Raw genomic sequence first — 23,424 nt, 5'->3', positions numbered from 1 at the left:
ACTCCGTGTCTCCATTCCCAGCCAGGAACACGGGTCAGGAACACGGGAAGGAAATACCCTCACCCTGGCCCTCTCCCAGAGGGAGAGGGGACATCCACGGTGGGTGCGGAGTAACGCACTGTAAAGAGCGCCGCGGCGGGATCGCTCTCCTGATTGCCCACGGCCCGCTGCGGCGTCCACGCGGCTACACCCACCTGCCGCCCGTCTGGACTGAACCGCACCCGGCGCACGGACCAGCCAAACCCGCGCTCGGCCACCGGAGTCTCCTGACCCTCGCGCCACACGTAGAGCCGCTTGTCCCAGCCACCGCTCGCCAGCGTACGTCCGTCCGGGGAGATGCCCACCGAGGCCACCACGCCCCGGTGCTGCGTCCACTTACGAAGCACCTGGCCAGAAGCCGCGTCCACCACCGCCGCGGCGTTCCACTCGGCGGGCGGCTCAATGAGGCCCTTCTTCTCGCGCTCGTAGACGGTGCGGTTGCGCTCGGCCTTGGACTCGGAGAAGGCCACGCCCAGGCGGCGCCCAGCCCCATCCACGGAGACGTCGTTGACGTGTGCCGGGAAGGCGAAGTCCGCACGCGGGGCGAGCACCAGTCCCCGCTCCTCCTGCGGCGCCACCTGAGCGGGCGCCTTCAGGGTGAGAACCGCCTCGCCCGTGGCGTCATCGAAGGCCACGCCCACGCGCTCGGAGAAGGGCGCGCCCAGCACGCCGGACACGCCCGGAGGCAGGCACGCGTCACACACCGCCACGTCCACCCCGTCCAGCTCCAAGCCCTTGAAGCGCAGGTGCTGACCACGGACCACCCTCGCCAGTGAAGTGCCAAGCGCCGTGGGCAGTGACACCGTCTCCTGCACGAAGGCGGTGTCGATGCCCGCCATCGCCGCCGCCTGCGTCCCGAGCACAATGGCGGGGGTGCGCGCATCCAGCGCGAACGCCACCGGCGCCTTGCCATTCACAATCCCCGCCACCACGGCATGGCCCCCACGCCGCTCGAAGCGCAGCCGCGTCTGCTCCTTGCGCAGCGCCTCTTCGCGCGAGTCGAAGACCCGCAGGTGCTTGTCCCAGCTCCCCGAGTACAGCGTCCCCTCCTGAGAGAAGGCGAGCGCGCTCACCCGGTTCGCGTGGGGCCGCACCTCGAAGGAGAAACCCAGGTCCGCCACGCGCAGCACGGTGACGAGCCCCTGGGTACTGCCCACCACGAGGTAGCGCCCAGAAGGATGGAAGGCCACCGCGGTGAGCGGCTCGTCGGTGCGCAGGCTGGCCTTCTGCACGCCGGTGGCCGCATCAAAGAGGCGCACCACTCCGTCCCAGCCCGCGCTCGCCACCAGCGAGCCATCCGGCGAGAAGGCCAGCGCCTCCACGTCAAACTCGGAGGAGTTGAGGACCGTGTTCGCCACGGGCCTCGGCGTGGGCCGCAGCGTCCACAGGGCGAGCAGGTACTCGCGCGCGCCCATGTGCGAATAAGCCACGCGCGAGGCGTCCGGCGAGAAGGCCAGCGTCCAGACGAAGTCCTTGCGGTCAAGGACGGCGCCATCCTCGAGGCCCACCACCTCACCCGCGAGAAACGCCCCCGGCGTGGACTCCAGCCGGGAGACCAGGTCCGGAGCGAGGGCCGGCGCTGCATGCTGACAACCCGCGAGCGCCAGCCATCCCACCACCACCAGCGCGCGCGGCGCGGAAATGCTCACGAGCCCCCCAGCGCCGCCGTCTTGTCCTGCTGCACCTCGTTGACGCCCTTGCTGTCCACGGACAGGAGGAACAGGGGCTTGCGCGCCTCGCGCTTCTCGTCGAAGGCCGTCTTGCCGGTGGCGCCGTCGAAGTCCTTCAGGTTGGCCAGCGACTCGCGGAACTCACCGCGGCTCTGCGGAGGCTGCTTCGAGTCAAGCAGCTGGCGCACCATGCGTGCCGAGTCGTAACCGTAGGCCTCCAGCAGGCTCGGGTCCGCGTTGTACTCCTTGCGGTAGGCCTTCACGAAGCGCTGCGTGGCCGGCCGCTGCGAGTCCACGAAGAAGCCATCCACGTACACCGAGCAGGTGACGAACTTACCGCCGCGCTCGACGAGCTCCGGCAGGCCGCTGGCGCCCTTGGCGCTGCTCCACGCGTTGGTGCCCAGCAGCATCACCGTCTTGAGGTCCTTCTTGCCCGTCGTCTTGCGGATGCGCTCCAGGTCGCGCGCGTCGCACGCGTTGGTGACGATGTCCTCCACCGCCAGCGCCGGAGCCACCAGGCTCACCCGCTTCCACTCGTCGGGGATGAAGATGGCGTCGAAGTCGACGATGGGCTCCACGTTGCCCTTCATCTTCTCCATGGCCTTGCGCTTGCGGAACGCGTCCTGGCCGGTGGTCTGCTGCTGCACCTCGCGCACGCCCTCGACGTAGTCGAGCCGGTCCTCCAGGTAGTAGCGGCCCACCAGCTTCTTGGCCTCACTGGTGAAAGTCGTCTGATCGTGGTCGTACGTCTCCGCGCCGCGCACCTGGCCACCGTTCTGCACCACGTGGTCCCAGAAGTCGTTGGCCAGCTCCACCCCGTAGGGGAGGTTGGGATAGAGCATCGCGAAGCTCTTGAAGCCCTTCTGCTTCATCGCGAAGTCGGCGATGGCACGCGCCTGCGCCGAGTTCGTCAGCATGTTGCGGAAGATGAAGGGGCCAATGTCGGTGATGTCCTCCTGGCGCGTGAGCGTGAGCAGCGGCACCTGGAGCTCCTCGGCCAGCAGCGCGGCGCGCCGGGACTCATCCGAGGTGATGGGGCCCAGCACGGCGATGGCGCCCTCGTCGAAGGCGAGCTGCTCCAGGGCCTGCCCGGTGACGTTCACATCGCCCTGCGTGTCCTTGACGACAAGCTCCACGTCACTGCCAGCCAGCGCCAGCTTCACGCCGCGCAGCACCGCCTCGCCCACCGCCTTGTACTTGCCGGACATGGGCAGCAGCACGCCCACCGTCTTGGAGCGCACCTCCACGCGCCGGGTGGCACGCGCCAGCAACTCACGGGCCTGGCCGGCGAACGGGTGGTTGGGCGCCTCCGCGAGGAAACGGTTGAGCGTCTCCTCCAGCCGCGTCCAGTCACGCAGGTGGTAGTAGATACGCGCCAGCTTGAAGCTCAGCACCGGCCAGGAGGGGTTGGACGGAGACAACTCCTCCATCACCCGCGCTACGTCCATGAAGCCCGCGCGGCCCTCCACCAACTGCTGCACCCGAGCCACCGCGGCCTGCTGCGCCTCAGGCGTCCGCGCGTTGCCCGCCAGGTCCACGGAGATTTGAAGCGCCTGGCCGAAGAGGCCCGCCTTCTCCGCGGCCTGGGCGGCTTGCTCGAGCAGCTGCGTGCGCTCGTCGCCCTCGGCGTTCTCCGCGAGGCTGAAGAGCATCTGGTACGCGTCGCGGTAGGCACCCACTTCCAGCGCGGCACGGCCCAGCTTGCGCTTGGCGTCCGGGGCCTGCGGGTGGAGCGGATTCTCGAAGAGCAGCTCGTTGAAGCTCTTGCGCGCGTTGGCGTAGTCCTGCGAGTCGTAGAAGAGCACGCCCGCTCGGTAGAGGGCCTCCTGGCCGGCGGTCGTCTCCGGGTACGCCTTGCGTACGGCGAGGAAGGACTCGGCGGCCTGCTTGCGGGGCGCCGTCTCGGCCTGCGCGATGGCCTGGGAAAGGGCCCTGTCGGCCTGCTCGTCCTGGCGGGCCTTGATGGTGGGCTTCTTCGGGAAGGGATCTCCCTGGGGCACGTCATCGCGTCCCTGCTGGGACGAGGGGGAACCCGAAGAATGGCCCGGGGAAGAGCCACCGCCCACGGCGGAAGGCGTCTTGCAGGCGGTCATCAGCAACGTCAGCGCAACCAGCAGTGCGCGGCGCGGAGAGGAGCGGACATCCATGGTGTGGGTGTGCATAGCAGTGGGGCGCGTCTCCGTCGACAGCCGAGCGGAGGGAAGATTCCCCCCGTCGGCCGATGGGTCCTGCAGCAGACGTGCCGCCCGGGAGCCCCGAAGAGCCGGGACACCACCCCGGACGGCGTGGGTCCCAGACCACGGCGGTGTGGGCCCGTGTACTCGCCTGCCTGGAGGGCAATGAGGAGGGCCCCCTCCGGCCTTGGTTGCGTGGTCCCCTCGCCGTCCCAAACGTCAAGGCTTGGACTTTCTCACCCAGGAGCGAGCCATGGCAGGCGATCAGAAGCTGCGGGAGGGCTACGGGAGCACGAGCGAGCAGCGACAACGCAACCTGGAAGGTGACGCCTTTGAGGAGCGGGCCCCGCATACGCCCGAGGAGAGCGAGGCGGCGCGCGGCTCCGCGGACAAGGGAGGGCACGTGGTACACGTGGAGGCCCTGCCAGAGCCGCTCGATGTCAGCCAGGTGCGCCCCGATACGCTCTCGGCGCCCGAGCTGTCCCAGCCGGGGATTCACCCGGGAATGCTCGTCCGCAGCCGCGAGGGCGAGCCCCTTGGACGGGTCCTCTCCGTGGATGGCGACGGGTTCGTGCTCGAGCGCAGGATCGTCGTCACGCGCGAGCACCGGATGCGCCTCGAGGAGATCCACGCGGTGGATGAGCACGGCATCGTGCTCGAGCAGGCCTCTGCACAGTCACGCCACGGCCTGGAGGCTACGGACCTCGTGGAGGTCTTCTGGTCCGCGAGACGCGCGCGCGATGAACAGAAGCCCCTGAACGAGCGGATGGAGCCGGAGACGCTCACCGCACCGCGGGTGGCCACGACAAAGCATGCCGAGGCCTATCCCCTCCAGGTGGAGCGAGGCACGGTCCGCTCACCCCGCTACGTGCCGATGTCCGAGGAGCCCACGCACCAGGCCGGCAACGCCGAAGTGGAGCCCCCTACCCCGCCGCTCGGGACTTCGGCGTCGGCGTCGGCGAAGGACACCGCGTCGAAGCGCAGGACACGCGGGTCCTGGAGCCGGACGGTGCGCCTGCCTCGCGCCGAGCTCGTGAGGCATTACGCGACCCATCCCCTCGAAGCAGCCACCACGCTCCTCGACAGGCTGCGCGGAGGCAAGCACGGCTCCCGGCACTGATGCGCAAGGCCCTGGGGACGACCCGGGTGACGACGACCCTCACCCCCCGCCCTCTCCCAGAGGGAGAGGGAGTTGCTAGGCGTTCATGAAGGCGGAGGTCATCGTCGCCGCCACGGGCGCCGGAGTCGGAGTCAACGACACCCTGCGAGGTTGCAGAGCACGCCGCAGCTTGGCCACCAGCACGTCCGGGTTGACCGGGTACGTGAGGACATCGTCCGCGCCCGCATCCAGCCCGGCCTCCACCAGCCCCGGGTCCTCCGCGGGTGCCAGCACGAAGATGGGCAGCGAGGCCGTCTCCACGACAGAGCGCAACGCGCGGGTGAGCGAGGCCCCGTCCCCATCCGGCAGCCGCGAGGCCACCACGAGCGCCTGACTGCCCTGCGACAGCAGCGTGCGGACCCGGGCCGCGGAGTCGGCGAGCACCACCCGCACCCCATCCGCGAGGAAGCGCGCCTGGAGCGCCGAGGCGCGCGCCGTGTTGGGCTCGGCGAGCACCACCGTGTGCGAGGCCCTGTCGCCCAGCACCAGCTCCATCACCTCCGCGGAGAGCGCCTCCAGGGCCACTCCCGGCAACCGGCTCTCCGCGCGCAGCTTCACGAGCGCCTGCGACGCGCTCGATGCCACCAGCGTGGCCGTCCCCGCCACCTCGAGCAGCGACACGGCCGCAGCCAGGGCCAGCGTGGCCTTGTTGGCGCTCTCGGTGAGCGGCGGCGCCTCCCGAGTACAGGCCCCAATGAGGCTGGCCAGCTCGCCCGCGTCGCGGCCGAGAATGGCTCGCACCGCCTCGCACGAAGGCCGCGAGAAGCGCTCACTCGACTCCTGGAAGGCCGCGAGCGCCAGCGCATAGGCCACCGCGGAGGCCCTCTCGGCTTCCGCGCACCCGGCCCCCAGTCGCCGGGCCACACGCCGGGCCAGCTTGGCGAGCGAGGCCCCCTGCACCCCGACTCCCCCGAGCGCCGCGAGCGCCGCATCCACCACGCGCGCATGCAACCGCGACGCGCGGCCCAGCGGACCCGCCTCACCCCCGAGCGCCTCGGCCAGCGAGGGCAACACGCGCACCTCCACCGAGGGCGCTACCCGCATCAGCCTCGACACCACCGAGGGCGCGTCCGGGACGGTGTCCGCGGCCACCAGCGCCACCTCGGTGCCACCGAGCGCCACCGCCCTCTCCACGTCCGCGGCGCAGCTGCCGGAGGCCGCCACGCCCTGCCGTGTGAACAGCCGCACCGCCGCCTCGCGCAGCTCCACGTCATCCGACACCACCAGCATGGTGCGAGCCAACGAGGCAGGCGCAGGCGTCGCGGGCGCTGACTCGGGCACGGGTGGAGGCGACGCGGGCGGTGGCGCGGGAGCCGCCGCGACTTCCTCGAAAGCGGACTCGTCCAGCATGCGCTCGCGCGTGCGGGTGTGCTTGTCAGCGTAGGGCGTGACACCCGACGGTGTCGTCGCCGCGCCCGCCATCGGCATCATGCTGGACCAGTCATCCATCTGGTCCGGATCATCTCCCCGGTAGAAGCGGCCAATGGCGCGACGGATGGCGCCCTCGGTGGCGTAGATGCCGCGCACCGGGCAGCCGGTGATGAACTTCAGCTCGTCCAGCCGCGCCAGATCGCGCGGCTCGCGCATGGCGCACACCAGCTCCTTGGACTGCTGGGTCACCGGCACCGCCTCGAGCCGCTCGGCCTTCTCCAGCGGCAGCAGCCCCAGCAGCGCCTTGGGCACCGGCATGGTGCGCAGCACCTGGTCCGCGATGAACGGGATGCCCGCCTGCTCGCCCAGGGCGCGAACCACGTCCTCCTCGGAGATGAGCCCCTCGGCGACGAGCAGCTCACCAATGCGTCCCCCGGTGCGCTTCTGCCGCTCCAGCGCGCCCCTGAGCTGCGTCTCCGATAGCTTGCCGGCGGCCACCAGCATCTCCCCCAGCTTGCGGCGCGGCGCGCGCATCACACGCGTGGGAGGGGACACGGAGAGCGAGGAGCCCACCCCCGTCTGCGTCACCGTGCGAGCACCCGGTGACACAGTCCCCGCCTGGGTGGCGGGCAGGGCCCCTGTGCGCGCGCTCGCGGGCAGCGGCGGCGGCACCTGCATCGAGAGGGAGGTGCCCCCACGCACCTCGGGAGGCGGAGGCGGAGGCTGCATCCGACCCGGGTCCGTCACGGTCCGGATGGGCGTGGCGGGCGTGCCCGGACGAGGTCCCCCTGGGAACGGCGGGCGCGAGCGCACCGAGGTGAGCGTCTGCGGGCGCTGCAGCCCCGCGTCCGAGCCGAGGCGGATCTCCTCGCCGCGCACCTCCCCGGAGCCATCCAACGGCGAGTGGCGCCCAGGGAAGCAGCGGGCGAAGAGCGCCGCCACGTCCTGCGGGCCCACGCGCAGCCGGTGGTCGAAGAGGAAGTTCTGCAGCGCGTCCGAGATGTCACGTGCCCGGTGGAAGCGCGCCGAGGGCTCCGGAGCCAGTGCCCGGGTGACGATGCTCCACAGCGCCGGAGGCACGCCCGGCACCGGCGCGAGGCTCTTCACGTCAAACTGGGCAATCTGGCGCAGCGTCTGGAAGTAGTCCGTGCCACCGAAGAGCTGCTTGCCGGCGAGCAGCTCGTACAGCATCAGGCCAATGAGGAAGAGGTCCGCGCGCTGATCCACCTCGGCGCCCTTCACCTGCTCTGGCGCGAGGTAGCCCGCCTTGCCCTTCACCACGCCCACCTGGGTGCCGTTCTGCGCGTTGGCCGCCTTGGCGATGCCGAAGTCCGCCAGCTTCACCTCGCCGCTGGCGGCCACCATCACATTGGACGGGTTGACGTCGCGGTGGATGATGTTGAGCGGCCGGCCCGCCGCGTCCGCGCGCCCGTGCGCGTAGGCGAGCCCCTCCGTCACCTGCTGGACGATGAAGCACACCTCGCGCAGCCCCAGCGGCACCTGGGTGGACGCCGAGCCCCGCTGCAGCGCCCGGAGGTTCTCCCCGTCCACGAACTCCATCACCATGTAGTACTGGCCGCTGATGGAGCCCAGATCGAAGACCTGCACCACGTTGGCGTGCTGGAGGCAGACCGTCAGCTTGGCCTCGCGCAGGAACAGCTCCACGAACTCCCGGTCCTGCGCCAGCGACGGGAGGATACGCTTGACGGCCACCGGCTTCTCGAAGCCCTCGGCTCCGACCACCTTGGCCAGGAACACCTCCGCCATCCCGCCGGCCGCGAGCTTGCGGATGAGTCGGTATGTGGCCATGCCGGCACCTCCACCATCTCCCTAGGTTGCGTGCTCCGGTATGCGCACGGGGGGATGCCTTGGTGAGTGCCCTTCGCTTCCGGACGCGGTGAACGTCCACCTGCTGGCATTCGGACGACACATCGCACCCCTGAGGCGTTCACGGGTGGTCAACGGCCTCCGACTTGGGGGACGGTGGGGCCCTCTGCGGCACGGGGAGAGCTAGCGGTACATGCCCCTTCATTCAGACGCTTCTCGCGGTGGGCACGTGTCCGGCTGGCTCGGAAAATTAAAGAGGGCCGCAGGTGGAGTCCCTAGACCCTCACCCCGGCCCTCTCCCAGAGGGAGAGGGTGCTCGGAACCCGAGACACCCTCTTGTCAGCCGAAGAGCTCTCGCACCTTGTCGAAGAAGTTCTTCGACTGCGGATGCGCATCCTCTCCGCTCAGCTCCGCGAACTTCTCCAGCAGCTCGCGCTGCTTCGAGCTCAGCCCCGTCGGCGTCTCCACAATGACGCGCACGTGCTGGTCTCCTCGCTGCCCACTGTGCAGGTGCGGAATGCCCTTGCCCTTCAGCCGGAACACCTTCCCCGACTGAGTCCCCTCGGGCACCGTCATCTTCACCTTCCCGTCCAGCGTGGGCACGTCAATCTTCGCCCCCAACGCCGCCTGCGTGAACGAGATGGGCACCTCGCAGAACACGTCGTAGTCCTCGCGCTGGAAGAGCGGGTGCTCCCGCACGATGACCGTCACATACAGGTCGCCCGGAGGTCCGCCTCGGTCTCCCGGCTCGCCCAGGCCCGTCAGCCTCACCCGCGTGCCGTTGTCCACGCCCGGCGGGATGTTCACCTCGATGACTTCCTCGCTCGGCACCTTGCCCGAGCCCCGGCACTTGTTGCACGGGTCCGGCACCACCGCGCCCGTCCCACCGCAGTCCGTGCACGGCCTCGACACCGCGAAGAAGCCCTGTGTGAAGCGCAGCTCGCCCGAGCCACCGCACGTGCCGCACGGCTTCGGCGCCGACGCGCTCTTGCTTCCCGTGCCGCTGCACGTGTCGCACTTCTTCGGACGCGGAATCGGTACCTTCGGACGGCAGCCGAACGCCGCCTCCTCGAAGGAAATCTCCAGGTTGAAGCGCAGGTCCGAGCCCCGGTTGCTCACCCGGCCTCGGCCACCTCCTCGCCCACCGAAGATGTCTCCGAAGATCTCCCCGAAGATGTCGTTGATGTTGACGCCCTGGAACCCGCCACCGAACGGATCTCCCCCCGCGGCGCCGCCCACGCCCGCATGGCCGAAGCGGTCGTACCGCGCTCGGCGCTCCGGATCGCTCAGCACCTCATAGGCCTCGGAGGCTTCCTTGAACTTCTCCTCCGCATCCTTGTTCCCGGGGTTCCGGTCCGGGTGGTACTGCAGGGCCACCTTGCGGAAGGCGCTCTTCAGCTCCTGCGCTGAGACGCTCTTCTGGACGCCCAGTACCTCATAGTAGTCGCGCTTCTGGCCCGCAGCCGCTGGCATTGCGTTCAAACCCCTGGATTTATTGGACTTTCTACGTCCGCGTCATCTTCGGAACCACTATAACGCAGGCGAGAGGCCCGGCAATCCAGGCCCGCCCCACTTCAGGGGCGGGCCTCCGGGGTCGAACATTCCATACGAAGGGCTTAGACCGTCCAGACCCGGTTGGCCGTCAGCTCCATGCGAGCGAGCCGGCGTTTGAGCACCGGATCGATCGCTCCCCGGCTCGAGGCCCACTTGGGCACCACGAAGTGCAGCTCCGCGTTGTAGAGCTTGGCGGCGCTGGACAACAGGCTCCAGCGGTTCTCCGTGGCAGGGTCCTCCACCATGCTGGGCGTGACGATCTCCAGAATGATGGGTGTGCGCCCCGAGTCGGACTGACGGCAGGTGAAATCCGGCCGATGGTCCTCGATCGTGCCCGAGAGAACGGGCGGTGGCATGAAGCCGGGCAGCCGGGCTTTGATGTCCGTGCAGCCGATGGTTCTGAAGTACTCCGCCATCAGCCACAGGAGCCGGCGACGCTCTTCATCCTCGACCACCGGCTCACAGCCCGGACTGAACAGCGCCTCTTTCCCAGTGTTGGTGTTGTCCATGGCTAGCGAAAAGCTGGCGGCCCCTTCCCGTTGGAGCAATGAAAGGGCCTACATGGAGCACCTGACGGGCAGCAGAGCAGCCAGGCGGGCTTCAGGCTTTGCCGTACAGCTCACACGGTGAGAAAGTGCACGCTTCGCCGTGGCCCCTCGACCATCCCCGAACGTCTATCCCCGCCTGTTGGGCTACGTCCGCCCCTACCGGCGCCTGTTGCTGGCCGGCCTGGCGGCCTCGCTCGTCGCCGCCGGCGCCACGTCCGCCTATGCCTTCCTGGTAGGTCCCCTGCTGCGCGCTGTCCTCACGGGTCAGCCGGTGGAGCTCGCCGGCGTCACGCTGCCCGGAGCGCGCATGCTCGGCGTGCTGCCGCTGCTCGTGGTGGCGGTGGCAGCGGTGAAGGCGACGGCGGGCTTCCTCCAGGGCGGGTGGATGCAGCGACTGGGGCAGCGGGTGATGGCGGACCTGCGGGCCTTCCTGTACTCGAGGCTGCTCGCCCAACCCCCCGCATTCTTCGAGCGCCAGCACTCGGGCGAGCTGCTCACCCGCTTCACCGCGGACGTGCCGCTGGTGGAGTTTTCAGTCACGCAGGCGCTGTCCTCGTACGTGAGGGATGGGCTCCAAATCCTCGCGCTGCTCACCACCTGCCTGCTCATCGACGCGAAGCTCTTCCTGCTCACCTTCGTGGTGATGCCGCTCACGGTGCTGCCCGTGCGCAGCTTCGCGCGCTCGCTGAAGAAGGTGGCCAACCGCTCGCAGACGAGCCTGGGTGCCCTCACCGCGCTCACCGGGGAGCAGCTGCAGGCGCTGCCCGTGGTGCAGGCCTACGGGGGCGCGCCCCGAGCGCTGGAGGCCTTCGAGGTCGAGTCGGCGCGCTACCTCGGGGAGATGCGTCGCTCGCTCTTCCTGCGTGGCGCGTACAGCCCCACGGTGGAGGTGATGGGGATTCTGGGCGCGGCGGTGGCGGTGTCCTGGGGCGCGCGCGCCATCTCCGGAGACCCGTCACTGTCCGGGCGCCTGCTGTCCTTCATCGCCGCGACGCTGCTCCTCTACCAACCGGTGAAGTCGCTCAGCGGCACGCTCTCGCAAGTGATCACCGGGCTGGTCGCCGCCGAGCGCCTCTTCGCGATGGCAGACGCGCCGGTACCACCGGACGAAGGTGAGCAGGCCGGGCCTCTCACCCAAGCACTGACGCTCGAGGGCGTGCGCGCCACGTACCCCGACGGCCGCGAGGCGCTGCGCGGCGTGGATCTCACGGTGCCCGCGGGCGCGAGGGTGGCGCTGGTGGGGTCCTCGGGCGCAGGCAAGACGACGCTCTTCTCCGTGCTGCTCGGCTTCATGCCTCCGAGCGGCGGCACGGTGCGCTGGGACGGCACGCCGCTGTCCGCGCTTCAGCAGTCCAGCGTGCGCGCACAGATGGCCTGGGTGCCGCAGGAGCCGGTGCTCTTCTCGGGCAGCGTGCGGCACAACCTGCTGCTGGCTCGGCCCGACGCCACCGATGCCGACATCTGGGAGGCCCTGCGGCTGGCCCACGCCGCGGACTTCGTGAACGCCCTGCCCGGCGGCCTCGACGAGCCGGTGGGCGAGCGCGGCGCGCGCCTCTCGGGCGGACAGCGCCAGCGCCTCGTGCTCGCCAGGGCCTTCCTGCGCCGGCCCTCGGTGCTGCTGCTGGATGAGCCCACCAGCGCGTTGGATGCCCAGAGCGAAGCCGCGGTGGGCGCGGGCCTGGCGGCGCTGATGAAGGGACGCACGGTGCTCGTCATCGCTCACCGGCTCTCCACCGTGCGCGACGCGGACCTCATCGTCGTCCTGGACGCCGGCCGAGTGGTGGAGGCAGGCACCCACGCGGAACTCTCTGCCCGCGGGGGGCGTTACGCCCAGTTGCTCGGCGAGGGTGCTGTCGCCGCCTGACAGCCAGCCAGCGACTGAACGCCTGCCCTCCTGCCTGGCCTTCAACCTGACGTCCGTGCCTTTCGTTCACGGCCAGTCAAGCAATTCGTACTAGAGTGCCAATTCTGGAATTCCGGGTGCGGACCGTATACTCCCCCACCATGCTGTTCCCCACCCGGCTGAACACCCTCCCAGGATTGATGCTCGCCCCCTTGCCATTGGTCGCGGTGGGAGGCGCCGGGCTCGGCTTCATCTCATTCGTTGGCGGTCGAGCCGCCGTGTGGCGCCTGGCGGATGCAGCGGGGCCCTACAGCCTGCTGATGGCGATGGGGGTGCTCGCGGTGACGCTCATGCTCGCGGCGTTGCTGGGCCGGAGCCCCTCGGGGCGGCACGTGCCGCTGGTGGTGCTGATGGGACTCGCCACGCTGCCATGGCTGCTGGGGATCGCCGGCACGCAGGAGGCGATGGAGAAGGTGCTGGCGGCGCTGCCGGACGCGGGGAGTGGGAATGCGCTCACCGCGCTCGTCGCGGGCACGGGTGAGGCGATGGTGACGCGCCTGCTGGGCGCCTGGATGAGCGCGGCGCTGCTGGTCTGCGTGGCGGTGGGCCTCGTGCTGCTGCGCGCGCCGGCCGTGCGCAGGGGAGAGGATGCCGGGATACTGCTGGGCGCTGTGCTGAGCCTGATGTTGGGGGGCATCGCGCTCCTGGTGGCGCTCGAGGCCCACCAGCTCTTCGAGCTGCTCACCCCGCTGGCCACGCGGTCCCCGGAGCTGCAGGCCGGGCTCATCACCCAGGGCATGGAGAAGCTCGAGTGGATGCAGGAGCTGCGCGCGGCCTCGCTAGGCGCCCTGGCAGTCCTGGCCGCCACGCTCATCGGCTGGAAGTTCTTCCTCCGCCCGGAGAGCGTGCGCCGATGGATGGGGAACCTCCTGCTCGTGGGGCTCGCCGCGCTCGTGCTGCTGCTGGATGCGCTTCCGATGCAGCTCGCCGCCAGGGGCGTCCGGGAGGCGGGCGTCTCGCGCACCCTGCTGCCCATGGTGCTGCGCCAGAACCCGACGAACGCGCGCTCGGCCGCGCCCCGCTCCAGACCCACCTCCCCGGTCCCTCTCATCCGGTTCGAGAAGTGAGGGCGCGGCCCGCCTGGTCCAGAGTCTTCAGAGCAGCCAGAACAGCATCGCCACGCCCAGCACGAGGCCCAGCCCGAGGACGATGAGCATGGTCAGCCCCTCCGTCTTCTGCCTGCGGAGCATGACCGGGTCGATGACAGGGTCGATCACGGGGTTGATGGAGGCAGGGGTGGGCATCGAGGGCGACGTCTCGGCCACAGGAGTGGGCGCCTGGGGCGGGGCCACGGGCGCCGGAGCAGCGGGCGCTGGCGCGACGCTGGCGGCACCTCCGGCGAGCACAAGGCCCTGGCGCGCGAGCGCGAGCACCCGCTGGATGTGGAGGATGTAGCGGTCCTCGCCCTGGTAGTCCTCGAGGGCGAGCGCGGCGCGCAGCATCCGGGCGGGGACGGGCTGGGCGTCCGGGTGGACGACGCTCGCCTCTGTGCGCACAGCGCCCACCTGCTCCACACGTCCGGTGCGCAGGCCCACGCCGCTCATCCAGACACAGTGCTCGCCCAGCAGCGTCAGCTCCTGGCGTTGCACGCGACCCTCTCGGTCAACGAAGGAGAGCAGCTCCGCGCCCTGGGGGGACAGGTGCCAGACGGAGCGCTGGCCGTCATCACCGGGAGGCCCTTCCACCGGGCGCGCCTCGTACAGCGCCAGGACTGCGGCCTTCACTCTCTCCGACGACGGTTCGCTCATGTGCGGGGGACGAGCCTAGGGTCTGACGAGCGGAAACGGAAGGGCTCGGGCATGCCACTGTCTCCCTGGCCGGTTCCCCCCGGGCAACCCGGGCCACGGGGCGGCGGCGTTCCTATGGTTCCTCAGGAGGAACCCCCTCATGGCGATCACCTATCCCGACCATCCCCTCGAAACGCCCTTCCAGGTGCCCCCCAACCGAACAGAGGTGACGGACGAGCCGGAGCCCCAGGGCTCGGGCTACGATCCCCGCTTCCCGGACGTGAGCTGGATTGGCACAGCCCAGCAGGGCGGGGGGCGGGTGCCGGAGGACTACGAATGGCCCACCAACCCCAAGGAGCACCAGGACGAGCTGATGGGCGAGTGGGCCCCCCCTCATTGAGCCACGTGCCTCCCCGGCGTCCGGGCGCTACGGTGCGTACCCCATGAGTCGCTCCCGTTCCAAACAGATGGAGTTCGTCCGCCACTTCGAGGGCGCGCAGGTGCTCGATGGGCTGTTGCAGCTCGCGGGCACCTCGCACGACAGCCTCACGGTGCTGGCACACATGCGGCAGGCCCACGCGGAGGGCCGCTCCTCGCAGGAGGTGATTCCCGACCTCTTCGAGCAGGAGCCGCGCTTCGAGTCCCCGGAGCTGGCGCGCCGCCTCTTCCAGAACCTGCTGGGCCTGTGGGACCTGGTGGAGGAAGGCAAGTCGGTGCGGCTGGAGGACGGTCCTCGGCCCCCGCGGCCCAAGAAGCAGAAGGTGGAGCCCCCGAAGCCCTTTGCCCCGGGAGAGCCGGACACGGCATTCGTGGAGGGGGCCTGGCGTTATCTGGAAGACGACGAGAAGGCGCGCACGCGGCTGCACGATGCGTTCGAAAACAAGCAGGACGCGTTGCTGGGCGCGCTTGACGACGCGGGGCTCACGGACGAAGGATACGGTGTCGCCCGCCACTTGCTCTTCGAGCTGCATGCCATGTTGGAGCTCGGTTGGCCGCAGGGGCTGGCGAGCGTGGCTCCCAGAGCGATGGAGGACCCGGGCACGGAGGCTCCGCCAGTGCCCACGGCCCTCGCCGCGTACGCGGACGAGGCGCTGTTCGAGGCGGAGCAGGACGAGGAGCATCCCCTGACACCCGAGGAGCTGGCGAAGGTCCGCACCCTGGTGAAGCGCGGCATGACGGCGCTGTGGAGTGCTCGGAAGGGAAAGTGACGAATGGCACGTGACAAGGACGACGATCGGGGCGGAGGGGGCTTCTCCGGAAAGCGGACGAAGAGCTGGCGGGAGATCGACGCTTCACGAGGCAAGGGCCGAGGCCACACCTCCCGGCAGGACGACCCGGCGCAGCAGCGCATCGAGCGCAGCGCGTCCTATCAGAAGTACAAGGCGGCGGCGGACGCGCTCTTCACGGGTGGCGAGCTGCCCGAGGGTCTGGCGAAGACCTTCGACCCGGACGGCAAGCGCAAGGCGCAGAAGCAGGCGATGCAGAAGCTGATGGAGTCCGCCGAGGACCCGCGCGCCTGGGCGACGGGCGTGGTGGAGTACCTGGAGAAGTACCCCGAGCTGCCGGAGGATCCGTACTTCCTGGACAGCCTGCTGGGCCATCCGCGAGAGCGAATCGTGGACAAGGCGCTGGGCAAGCTGGAGGGGCTGGAGGCGGAGGGCAAGCTGGTGAAGACGAAGGTGCCCAAGAGCCTGGACCAGCGGCTCAAGGGCATCGAGCTCACGAGCCTGGACCCAGACATGCAGAGCCGAGCCAAGGCACTGCGCGAAAAACTGCGAGTCTAAGCAACACCCAGAACAACCACCCCTCTCCCTTCGGGAGAGGGACAGGGTGAGGGTATCGAGGGCCCCAGGTTGAACCTGAGAGCCCCCGTCCAGGACTCACCGGTTGATGACAAACCCGCAGGCCGAGTCGAGCACCACCTTCGCGCCCGACAGCGCCTTCAGCAGCCGGTCATAGTGCAGCTGCTCGGCGGCAAGCTGCGACTCCACGGCCTTCTCCTCCAGGCCCTGGTGCGTGAGCGACAGCTTCATCCGCTCCAGCGCAGCATCACGCTCGGCCTCAATGGCCTTACGAGCCCGCGTCTGCAGCTTCGCCATCTCCGCCTCGGCGGCCTTCTGCGCCACCGGCACGCCCTGCTCCACGAACGAACCGAAGCCCGGGAAGACGCGCAGCAGCTCATCGCCCTTGAGCGGCTTGCCCTCGGCCTCCAGCGCGGGCAGCACGGCCGAGTCCGCCTTCGGACCCGTGGGGCTCTCCACCACCGCAACATGAACCAGCGTGCGCTCCAAGAAACGAGCGAGCTGACGGCTCGGCACGCGAGCACCCGGCGAGGTGTCCTCCGGCTCCGGCAACTGCACGTGGTAGAGCAGCTCCACGCCCTTGGCCTTCATCGGCCCACGCTTCTCAATGAAGCGCGCCCCGCTGCGCCCATAAGGGCCGTCCCGCAGAAAACCAAACAGCGCCTCGACGATGGGGTGACCCGTCGCGAAGTACTCCAGCTCCTCGGCCTCCACCGCGGTGTCGCGCCAGAAGGTGCCCAGCACCGTCCGGTCCTCGTTGATGTCGATGCCCGGCAGGCCCTCCACCTTCAGCGCGTGGCCGAACTGGAAGGCGCACTGGAACGCATCCACCTGCTCGTCCGTGTCCACGCCGATGCCCACTCGGCGCGCCAGCTCCGTCACCGTCTCCTCGAGCCGCTCGTCCAGGTCACGCGCCACGCTCCACAGACCCTCCTCGAGGCTCGACTCCTCTTCCTCGTCGGCCTCCACGCCCATGCGCTCCTGGGCGCGCGTCACCAGCCGAGCCACCGCCTCGCGGTCGAACGAGCGGATGTCCAGCAGCGGATCATACGCGCGCTTCACCTGCGCCCGCGCCGCCTCCACCTTCTCCTTCAGCTCCGAGGCATACGCCACACGTGACTCGCGCGGCAGCAGCGCCAGCTCGGTGAGCCGGTCCTCCACCTCCTCCAGCACCGCGTCCAGACCACCCACCGTCTCGCCGAACACGCCCACCGCGTCCGCCAGCAGCATCAGCACGTCCGACGCCAGCGTGCCCGTCGGATCAAAGACGTGGATCTCCACCGGGTGGTTCTGACCAATGCGGTCCAAGCGGCCGATGCGCTGCTCCACCGTGGACGGGCTCCACGGCAGATCGTAGTGCACCAGGTGGTGCGCGAACTGGAAGTTGCGACCCTCGCCACCCACCTCGGTGCACAGCAGCACCTTGGGGCCCTCGGGGTCGCGGAAGCGCGCCACCTGCCGGTCCCGCTCCACCATGGGCAGATCGCCGTGGTAGGCGAGCGCCTCCACCCCCTCGCGACCCAGCTCCGCGCGCAGGGCCTCCAGGGTGTCACGGCTCTCCGTGAACACGAGCACCTTGGCGTTGGGCTCCGCGCCCCAGATGCCGCGCAGCACCTCCTGGAAGGCGCTGAACTTCGCGTCGCGCGAGGGCAGTTTCAGGCTCCCCGCCACGCTGGCCAGGGCCTTGTTGGTACGCAGGGCCTCGCCGAAGGCAGCGGGGCTCGACTCCAGCCGGCGCAGCAGGTTGGCCAGGGGCGCGCCACGCAGGTTCGAAGACGCGAGCGCGGCCAGGGCGGCGTCACGCGTCTTGAGCTCCTCCGCGGACAGCTTCACCGGGTGCCGGTGCAGGCGGCGCGTGGAGAAGCCACCCACCACCGCGCGCCGGTTGCGCACCAGCCGATCGGACAGGCTGTACGTCTCCGCCAGGTGCTGCATCAGCGCATCGCGCTCCTTCAGCGACTTCAGCTTCGGGTCGTCCGGGAAGCGCGCGGCCAGGGCCTTCACCGCGCCCGCCGCATCCTTGCCCTCGAGCAACCCGCGCACCGCCGCGCTCAGCTCCTCCTGACGCGCCAGCCGCTGCTCGAAGCCCTTCACCGTGGGCGCCGTGGCCGCGTCGATGAGCGTCAGCAGCCCGTGGTACTCGGCCGGATCCAACTGCATGGGCGTGGCCGTGAGCAGCAGCAGGCCCCAGCTGTTGACCGACAGGCCCTGAGCGGCCTCGAAGGCCTTCTCGCCCTTGAGGTGGTGCGCCTCGTCGATGATGACCAGGTCCCAGAAAGCACTCTCGTCGGCCACGGACTCCCGGTGCTCCTCGCTGCGCGCGAGCATCTCCAGGCTCGTCACCACCAGCGGGAAGCGCGCCCACGGGGACACCGTCGGCATCTCCTTGAGCGACTGCGCGTAGCGCTCCGAGTCCATCAGCGTGAAGAGCTGGTTGAACTTGTGGAAGAGCTCCACCAGCCACTGCACGGTGAGGTGGCTGGGCGCCACCACCAGCACGCGCCGCGCCAGGCCCGACAGCCGCAGGGCGCTGAACACCATGCCCGCTTCAATCGTCTTGCCCAGGCCCACCTCGTCGGCGAGCACGAAGCGGGGCCGGCGCGCGCTCAGCACCCGCTGCACCACACCCACCTGGTGCGGCTTCACCATCACCCGGCTGGCCAGCAGCGCGCCCAGCGCGTCACAGCGCCGCTCGTCGTCCAGCACCAGCGCCTGCTTGCGCAGCGTGAAGGCGCGCGACTCTCCGACCCGGCCCTCGCGCAGCGTGGAGAGCAGATCCGAGCGCGGGGCGAGCGCGTGCACCTCGGACTCGGGCATCTCGTCTTCCTCACCCGAGTCCGCATATCGGATGACGTAGCGGCGCAGGCCCCGGCCACCCTCCTCCTCACCCACCACCGTGGCGCGCCGACCCTTGGCCGTCTGGACGGGCTCACCCTTCGTCAGCACGTACGGCACCAGGGCCCCGCCCTTGGTCGACACCAGCACCGGCTCTCCCTCCCGGGCTGGGAAGAGGACGAGCGCCTTGGCGCCCGCATCCTGCAGCGCCATGAGATGACCCACGCCCCACTCGGGCTGGGGGAGATAGCGGACCTTGTTGCCAGGAACAAAGGACATGGTCGAAAACGAACCCTCGACAAAGAGAAAAGGGGGTTCGCTCATAACCCCGCCCCACCCCCGCAGCCATCCCGCGAACCCCTTGAATTAAGGCCCGGCCTCGTACTCCGGGGCGATGCCGCTGTCACCCTTCCAACACACTCCTGCCCACCAGGGCGATTTCTCCCTAAGGGCTCTACAGGCAAGGTGGAACCCGCCTGCGACCCTGGATTTCAGGGCTGCTGGGGGGGAGAGCCACATGTTGCTGCCGCGTCACCCGACGACCGCGCGTAGCGCGGGCGTGAGCCTGCTCGCATTCACTCTGCTCCTGACGACCATCCTGGGAGTGCTGCTCCTCACACCGGGAGAACTGCCCTCGCGAGGCGAGGGCGAGAAAGTACGTGAGCTGCGGCTGCTGGTGATGATGACGGGCTTCATCGGGCTGGCCCTGGGCTGCGCGATGGGCTGGACGCTGCGCCAGACGCTCCCCCCCGAGGAGCCGGACCACTCGGCCCTGCTCCAGGAGAACGCTCGGCTGCGCGCCCAGGTGCAGGGGGCCTTCGAGCTGGTAGGCGTGGCCGCGCACGACCTGGGCAATCCCCTGCTGGCGCTCCAGCTGCGCCTGTACCGGCTGCGCGCCCAGTGCCGCAATGATCCCCACGCCCAGGAGGGGCTCGCCATCGCTGAGCGCGAGGCCCGCCGTATGGGCCTGCTCGTGCAGGACCTGTTGGACCTCTCACGCCTGTCCGCCGGCCGGCTCACCCTGGAGCTGGAGGAGCTGGACCTGGCTGAGCTCACACGTGAGGTGGCCGAGCGCTTTGCGGACCAGGCCGCCGCCGTGGGGAGCTCCGTGGTAGTTCACGCACGAGGCCCCGTACGCGGCCAGTGGGATCGCCAACGCCTGGACCGCGTCACCACCAACCTGCTCAGCAATGCCCTCAAGTTTGGCCAGGGTCAGCCCATCGAGGTGCACGTCTTCGCCGATGGCGGACAGGCCCGCCTCGCGGTGTGTGACCACGGCATGGGCATTCCCCCCGACGCCCAGGGGCGCCTCTTCGGCCGCTTCGAGCGGGTGGGCAACACCGGGCGGCCCGGCGCCGGGCTCGGCCTCTACATCGTCCACCAGCTGGTGGAGGCCCACGGCGGCACCATCCACGTCTCCAGCCACCCCGGCCACGGCGCCACTTTCACTGTCGAGCTGCCCCACGCTTACTCCCGGTGCTGACGGTTAAAGTGCTGAGGCTCCGCACCCAACCGTACACGTCACGTACAGAACCCCACACGTTGCCCACAGCACCGTACAAGTGCGTTCCTATAAATTGCTCAAGAGTGGACTACACGGATTAGTGAAGAATTCTTTTAGACGTTGAATTCCAGGAGCACTCCCTCTATTCTGTCATCACTCGAATCAACCAGTAGCCCTGGCGATGGGGAAACGGTTGATGAACCCGCAGCTCCAACCTGGCAGGTCGGGCTGGAGAATGCAGGCGAGGACCAGCGGGGCCGGGTGAAACACCGCCCACCGCCCAACCACAGAAGGAGGGTCCGCCATGAGCGGGAAGGAAGCACTCTGTGTGCCGTCGCACTCGTCTGTCCGCACCTCGGGCCGTCTGGCCGGCGTGTGGCTCGCGACGTTGGCCCTGCTGGGTGTGGGTTGCGCGGAGCACGAAATCGAGGAGACGCAGGCGCCTGCCTCGCTCGCCCAGGGCCTGTCGGAGGCCGCGGCCTCGCGCCCCTGCCCCGAGCCCGCCGCCGTGGGCCTGGCGCTCGAGGTGGAGGATGGTGCGGGCATTCCCCTCAAGGTGCGCGCCGGACAGACCTTCTTCATCAACCAGTTGGACCTGCGCGCCTCGGTGACGGCGACCCGGGACGAGGGCGTGGACGGCCTGCGCAAGGCGGGTGACTTCAAGGACCTGCCCTGGCAGGGCGTGTCGCTGGCGGATGAGGAGCCCGTCCTGCTGGCCAACGGCAACGGCACCTACACCCGCCGCCGCTTCTACCGCAACGCGAAGTGGATGGAGCAGCCCAGCATCTTCTTCGTGCAGCCGGTGGACTCCCGCGGCCGTCCCACCGGCCGGCTCATCCCCCTGCACATCGGCAAGGATGACCAGCGCAGGAACAACGACGACTTCTTCATCCGCCGGCTGCGCGCCATCCAGTGGACCAACGACTGCCGCGAGGTCAAGGACTGCAAGGGAGCGAAGAACTACTCGGAGGAGGCGCTCGTCGAGGTGCGCAACGCCCGCGCTGGCGCCACCCGCTTCACCCTCTCGCCCCAGACCCGCGCCCTGCGCCTGAGCTGGTCGCTGCGTCCCGGCGCCGACTACATCATCCCCGTCGAGCAGGTGGAGGAGCCCACCTACGACTACGGCTTCTCCATCGACGTCCAGGCGGTCACCCCGCCGCGCGCGGATGGCACCTACGCGCCGGGCTCGGCCATCACCTTCCAGCTCTCGCTGCGCGACGGAGCAGGCAAGCGCCTCCACCCTCAGGGGATCCTCCCCTCGTATAACCAGGTCGTTTTCGGGCAGAATGAGCCAGGCATTCAGTACTACAGCGCCTTCTTTGACCCAACCACCACGTACTACCGCCGCAAGCACCGTGAGCGCATGCTGATGACGCAGATCATCGGACCCGCCCAGCGCATCCAGCCCATCCGCAGCATCGTGGACATGGACGCGTTCCTCGGCCCCGACGACGTGCAGACCATCGGCACGCTCGAGCGCGACGGTGTCTTCGCCCAGTTCCAGACCTTCCCGCCGGCCAACAAGCTCTTCGGCGGCGCCTTCTTCCCGGACGAGGGCCGCTGGGACGCGCCGGTGAGCGACTCCTGGACGTACACGCTGCCGGCGAACGCCGAGCCCGGCACCTACCTGGTGACGGTGAAGGGCCGCCGCCTGTACCTGGGCGAGGACGTGCCCGCCAGCCGCACCGTGGAAATCCAGGTGGGCACCCCCCGGCACACCGAGGCGACGCTCACCACCGGCAAGTGCAGCACCTGCCACAACGAGGGCGGCGAGCTGTCCACCGTGCTGCACGCCAATGACAACCGCGCCGCGTGCGCCGGCTGCCACGCCCCGCTCGGCTTCGAGCTGGAAGGCCCCATCGTCGTGCGCGCCCACTTCATCCACGCGCGCTCGGACCGCTTCGACGCCTCCAAGGCGAAGTGCTCCAGCTGCCACCTGACGCCGGAGAGCGTGCAGCGCACCAGCAAGGCCGCCTGCCTCTCGTGCCACACGAGCTACCCCAAGTCGCACGTGGAGAAGTTCGGCCCCATCGAGAGCATGTACGTGGGTGGTGGGCGCGAGTCCTTCCAGCAGTGCACCGGCGCCTGCCACAAAACCCACCCGGGCAGCGGCCTCTAGCGCCGCTTCCCGCTACCCCCGGAGGTCCTCTTGGCTCGAGTGAAGATGCAGACGGTCCGTACCACGCAGTCGGACCCCGTCGCAGCCGCAGAGGACCTCATCCGACAGCTCGAGGGAGCAGCCCCCCGGCTCGTCACCTTGTTTGCCTCCCGGGAGCGGAACCAGCAGGCGCTCAACCGCGCCGTGCGCGAGCGACTCCCCCCGGGCACGCGCCTGGTGGGCGCCACCACCGCCGGCGAGCTGGACAACCACGGCATCCACTCCGGCAGCGTGGTGCTGGGCGCGCTCTCCGGTGACTTCGAGGTGGGCCTGGGCCTGGGCACCGGCCTGTCCCTGGACGCCGTGGGCGCTGGCGCCGTCGCCATCAAGCGCGCGGCCCAGGACCTGGGCGTACGCCAGTCAGACATCGACCCGCGCCACTTCGTGGGCCTCGTGATTGACGACGGCTTCCGCTACAAGAAAGAGGAGCTGCTGCTCGGCATCCTCGAGAAGAACCAGACGCTGGTGCTGGTGGGCGGTGGCGCCGCGGACCACGAGCAGGACCCGGCGAAGCAGTCCGCCCTCATCCACGTGGATGGCGAGGTGGTCACCGACGCAGTCGTGGTGGCCCTCTTCAAGACGAGTGCCCCCTGGGGGGCCCTCCGCTCCCACTGGTACCAGGCCACCGGCGAGCGCCTCACCATCACCCGCGTTGACGAGAGCGCCACCCGCGCCCTGGAGATCGACGGCAAGCCGGCCGCCGCGCGCTACGCGGAGCTGCTGGGCGTGGCCGTGGACGACCTCGAGTTTGGCAAGCCCCGCGGCTTCGCCGTCCACCCCACCGCCCTCAAGGTGGGCCGCGAGTACTTCATCCGCGCCCCGTGGAAGCCCCTGCCCGACGGCTCCATCCTCTTCGCCAACCTCTTGGAGGAGGGCACCGAGCTGGAGCTCATGAAGATGGGCGACATGGCCGGCATGACGCGCCAGTTCTTCCAGGAGGAGCTGCCCCGCCGCGTCCCCAACCCCCAGGCCGCCCTGCTTTTCCATTGCAGTGGGCGCATGTGGTACGCCGGCTCCACGGGCACTGTCGCTCAGCTGGCGGACACCTTGCGCCACGCTCCCACGGCGGCTGGAATGAATGTGCACTTCGAGATCTACTCGGGGTTCCATATCAACACGACGCTGACGGTCCTGGCGTTCGGGGGAAATTGAC

The 23,424-nt window shown here is 69.6% G+C and carries 16 protein-coding genes; 9 read left to right on the top strand and 7 right to left on the bottom strand.

All coding sequences use genetic code 11. The features are described from left to right. Positions 1-59: 59 nt before the first annotated feature. Positions 60-1,688 carry a WD40 repeat domain-containing protein gene (locus F0U60_RS05980; RefSeq protein ID WP_395815198.1) on the bottom strand — a complete coding sequence of 543 codons (1,629 nt, stop codon included), beginning with the start codon at positions 1,686-1,688 and terminating at the stop codon, positions 60-62. Then, the gene (locus tag F0U60_RS05975; protein WP_395815195.1) at positions 1,685-3,871 is read right to left on the bottom strand and encodes a penicillin-binding protein activator; all 2,187 of its coding nucleotides are present in this window, start codon (positions 3,869-3,871) and stop codon (positions 1,685-1,687) included. Before F0U60_RS05975 ends, F0U60_RS05980 begins: the two co-directional genes overlap by 4 nt. Before the next feature lie 265 nt (positions 3,872-4,136). On the opposite strand from F0U60_RS05975, the gene F0U60_RS05970 reads away from it, so the two are divergent. Further along, a complete protein-coding gene (locus F0U60_RS05970) occupies positions 4,137-5,003 on the top strand; it encodes a hypothetical protein (RefSeq protein ID WP_395815193.1) in 867 nt (288 codons plus the stop codon). A 75-nt stretch (positions 5,004-5,078) separates the two neighbouring features. Here the strand turns inward: F0U60_RS05970 and F0U60_RS05965 are convergent, their stop codons facing one another. The 3 genes from F0U60_RS05965 to F0U60_RS05955 all read right to left on the bottom strand — a co-directional run bounded on the left by F0U60_RS05965 (position 5,079) and on the right by F0U60_RS05955 (position 10,303). Further along, complete coding sequence (locus F0U60_RS05965; protein WP_395815190.1) at positions 5,079-8,222, bottom strand: protein kinase; 3,144 nt, start codon at positions 8,220-8,222, stop codon at positions 5,079-5,081. Between the two features lie 357 nt (positions 8,223-8,579). Further along, a complete protein-coding gene (gene dnaJ / locus F0U60_RS05960; protein WP_203410646.1) occupies positions 8,580-9,713 on the bottom strand; it encodes a molecular chaperone DnaJ in 1,134 nt (377 codons plus the stop codon). 143 nt (positions 9,714-9,856) lie between these two features. Beyond that, a complete protein-coding gene (locus tag F0U60_RS05955; RefSeq protein ID WP_395815187.1) occupies positions 9,857-10,303 on the bottom strand; it encodes a hypothetical protein in 447 nt (148 codons plus the stop codon). A gap of 139 nt (positions 10,304-10,442) precedes the next feature. Here F0U60_RS05955 and F0U60_RS05950 point away from each other — a divergent pair, with 139 nt between their 5' ends. Further along, positions 10,443-12,206 (top strand): ABC transporter ATP-binding protein, encoded by a 1,764-nt coding sequence (locus tag F0U60_RS05950; protein WP_395815184.1) that lies wholly within the window; start codon positions 10,443-10,445, stop codon positions 12,204-12,206. A 116-nt stretch (positions 12,207-12,322) separates the two neighbouring features. Further along, entirely contained in the window at positions 12,323-13,312 is a 990-nt protein-coding gene (locus F0U60_RS05945; protein ID WP_395815181.1) for a hypothetical protein, read from the top strand. A 27-nt stretch (positions 13,313-13,339) separates the two neighbouring features. On the opposite strand, the gene F0U60_RS05940 is transcribed toward F0U60_RS05945, so the two are convergent. After that, complete coding sequence (locus F0U60_RS05940) at positions 13,340-13,969, bottom strand: hypothetical protein (RefSeq protein WP_395815178.1); 630 nt, start codon at positions 13,967-13,969, stop codon at positions 13,340-13,342. Positions 13,970-14,132: 163 nt separating this feature from the next. Between F0U60_RS05940 and F0U60_RS05935 the strand changes: the two genes are divergently transcribed. The 3 genes from F0U60_RS05935 to F0U60_RS05925 are packed head-to-tail and all read left to right on the top strand — an operon-like array spanning position 14,133 to position 15,756. Beyond that, entirely contained in the window at positions 14,133-14,372 is a 240-nt protein-coding gene (locus F0U60_RS05935) for a hypothetical protein (RefSeq protein WP_395815175.1), read from the top strand. 43 nt (positions 14,373-14,415) lie between these two features. After that, positions 14,416-15,180 carry a hypothetical protein gene (locus F0U60_RS05930; protein ID WP_395815172.1) on the top strand — a complete coding sequence of 255 codons (765 nt, stop codon included), beginning with the start codon at positions 14,416-14,418 and terminating at the stop codon, positions 15,178-15,180. A gap of 3 nt (positions 15,181-15,183) precedes the next feature. Then, a complete protein-coding gene (locus tag F0U60_RS05925) occupies positions 15,184-15,756 on the top strand; it encodes a hypothetical protein (protein ID WP_395815169.1) in 573 nt (190 codons plus the stop codon). A 96-nt stretch (positions 15,757-15,852) separates the two neighbouring features. On the opposite strand, the gene F0U60_RS05920 is transcribed toward F0U60_RS05925, so the two are convergent. After that, entirely contained in the window at positions 15,853-18,888 is a 3,036-nt protein-coding gene (locus F0U60_RS05920; RefSeq protein WP_395815166.1) for a helicase-related protein, read from the bottom strand. Positions 18,889-19,126: 238 nt separating this feature from the next. Here F0U60_RS05920 and F0U60_RS05915 point away from each other — a divergent pair, with 238 nt between their 5' ends. From F0U60_RS05915 to F0U60_RS05905, 3 genes are all read left to right on the top strand, one after another. Continuing rightward, complete coding sequence (locus tag F0U60_RS05915) at positions 19,127-20,092, top strand: sensor histidine kinase (protein ID WP_395815163.1); 966 nt, start codon at positions 19,127-19,129, stop codon at positions 20,090-20,092. Positions 20,093-20,417: 325 nt separating this feature from the next. After that, on the top strand, positions 20,418-22,232 hold the full coding sequence (locus tag F0U60_RS05910; RefSeq protein ID WP_395815160.1) for a cytochrome c3 family protein: 1,815 nt from the start codon (positions 20,418-20,420) through the stop codon (positions 22,230-22,232). Positions 22,233-22,262: 30 nt separating this feature from the next. Then, complete coding sequence (locus F0U60_RS05905) at positions 22,263-23,423, top strand: FIST signal transduction protein (protein ID WP_395815157.1); 1,161 nt, start codon at positions 22,263-22,265, stop codon at positions 23,421-23,423. The last annotated feature ends 1 nt before the right edge of the window (position 23,424 follow it).

Origin of the sequence: Archangium minus, assembly GCF_044360475.1 — a bacterium.
In the GTDB taxonomy this organism is placed as follows: Bacteria; Myxococcota; Myxococcia; order Myxococcales; family Myxococcaceae; genus Archangium; species Archangium minus.
Note: the sequence above shows the minus strand (reverse complement) of the source record. Positions and strands in the feature narration are given on the sequence as shown.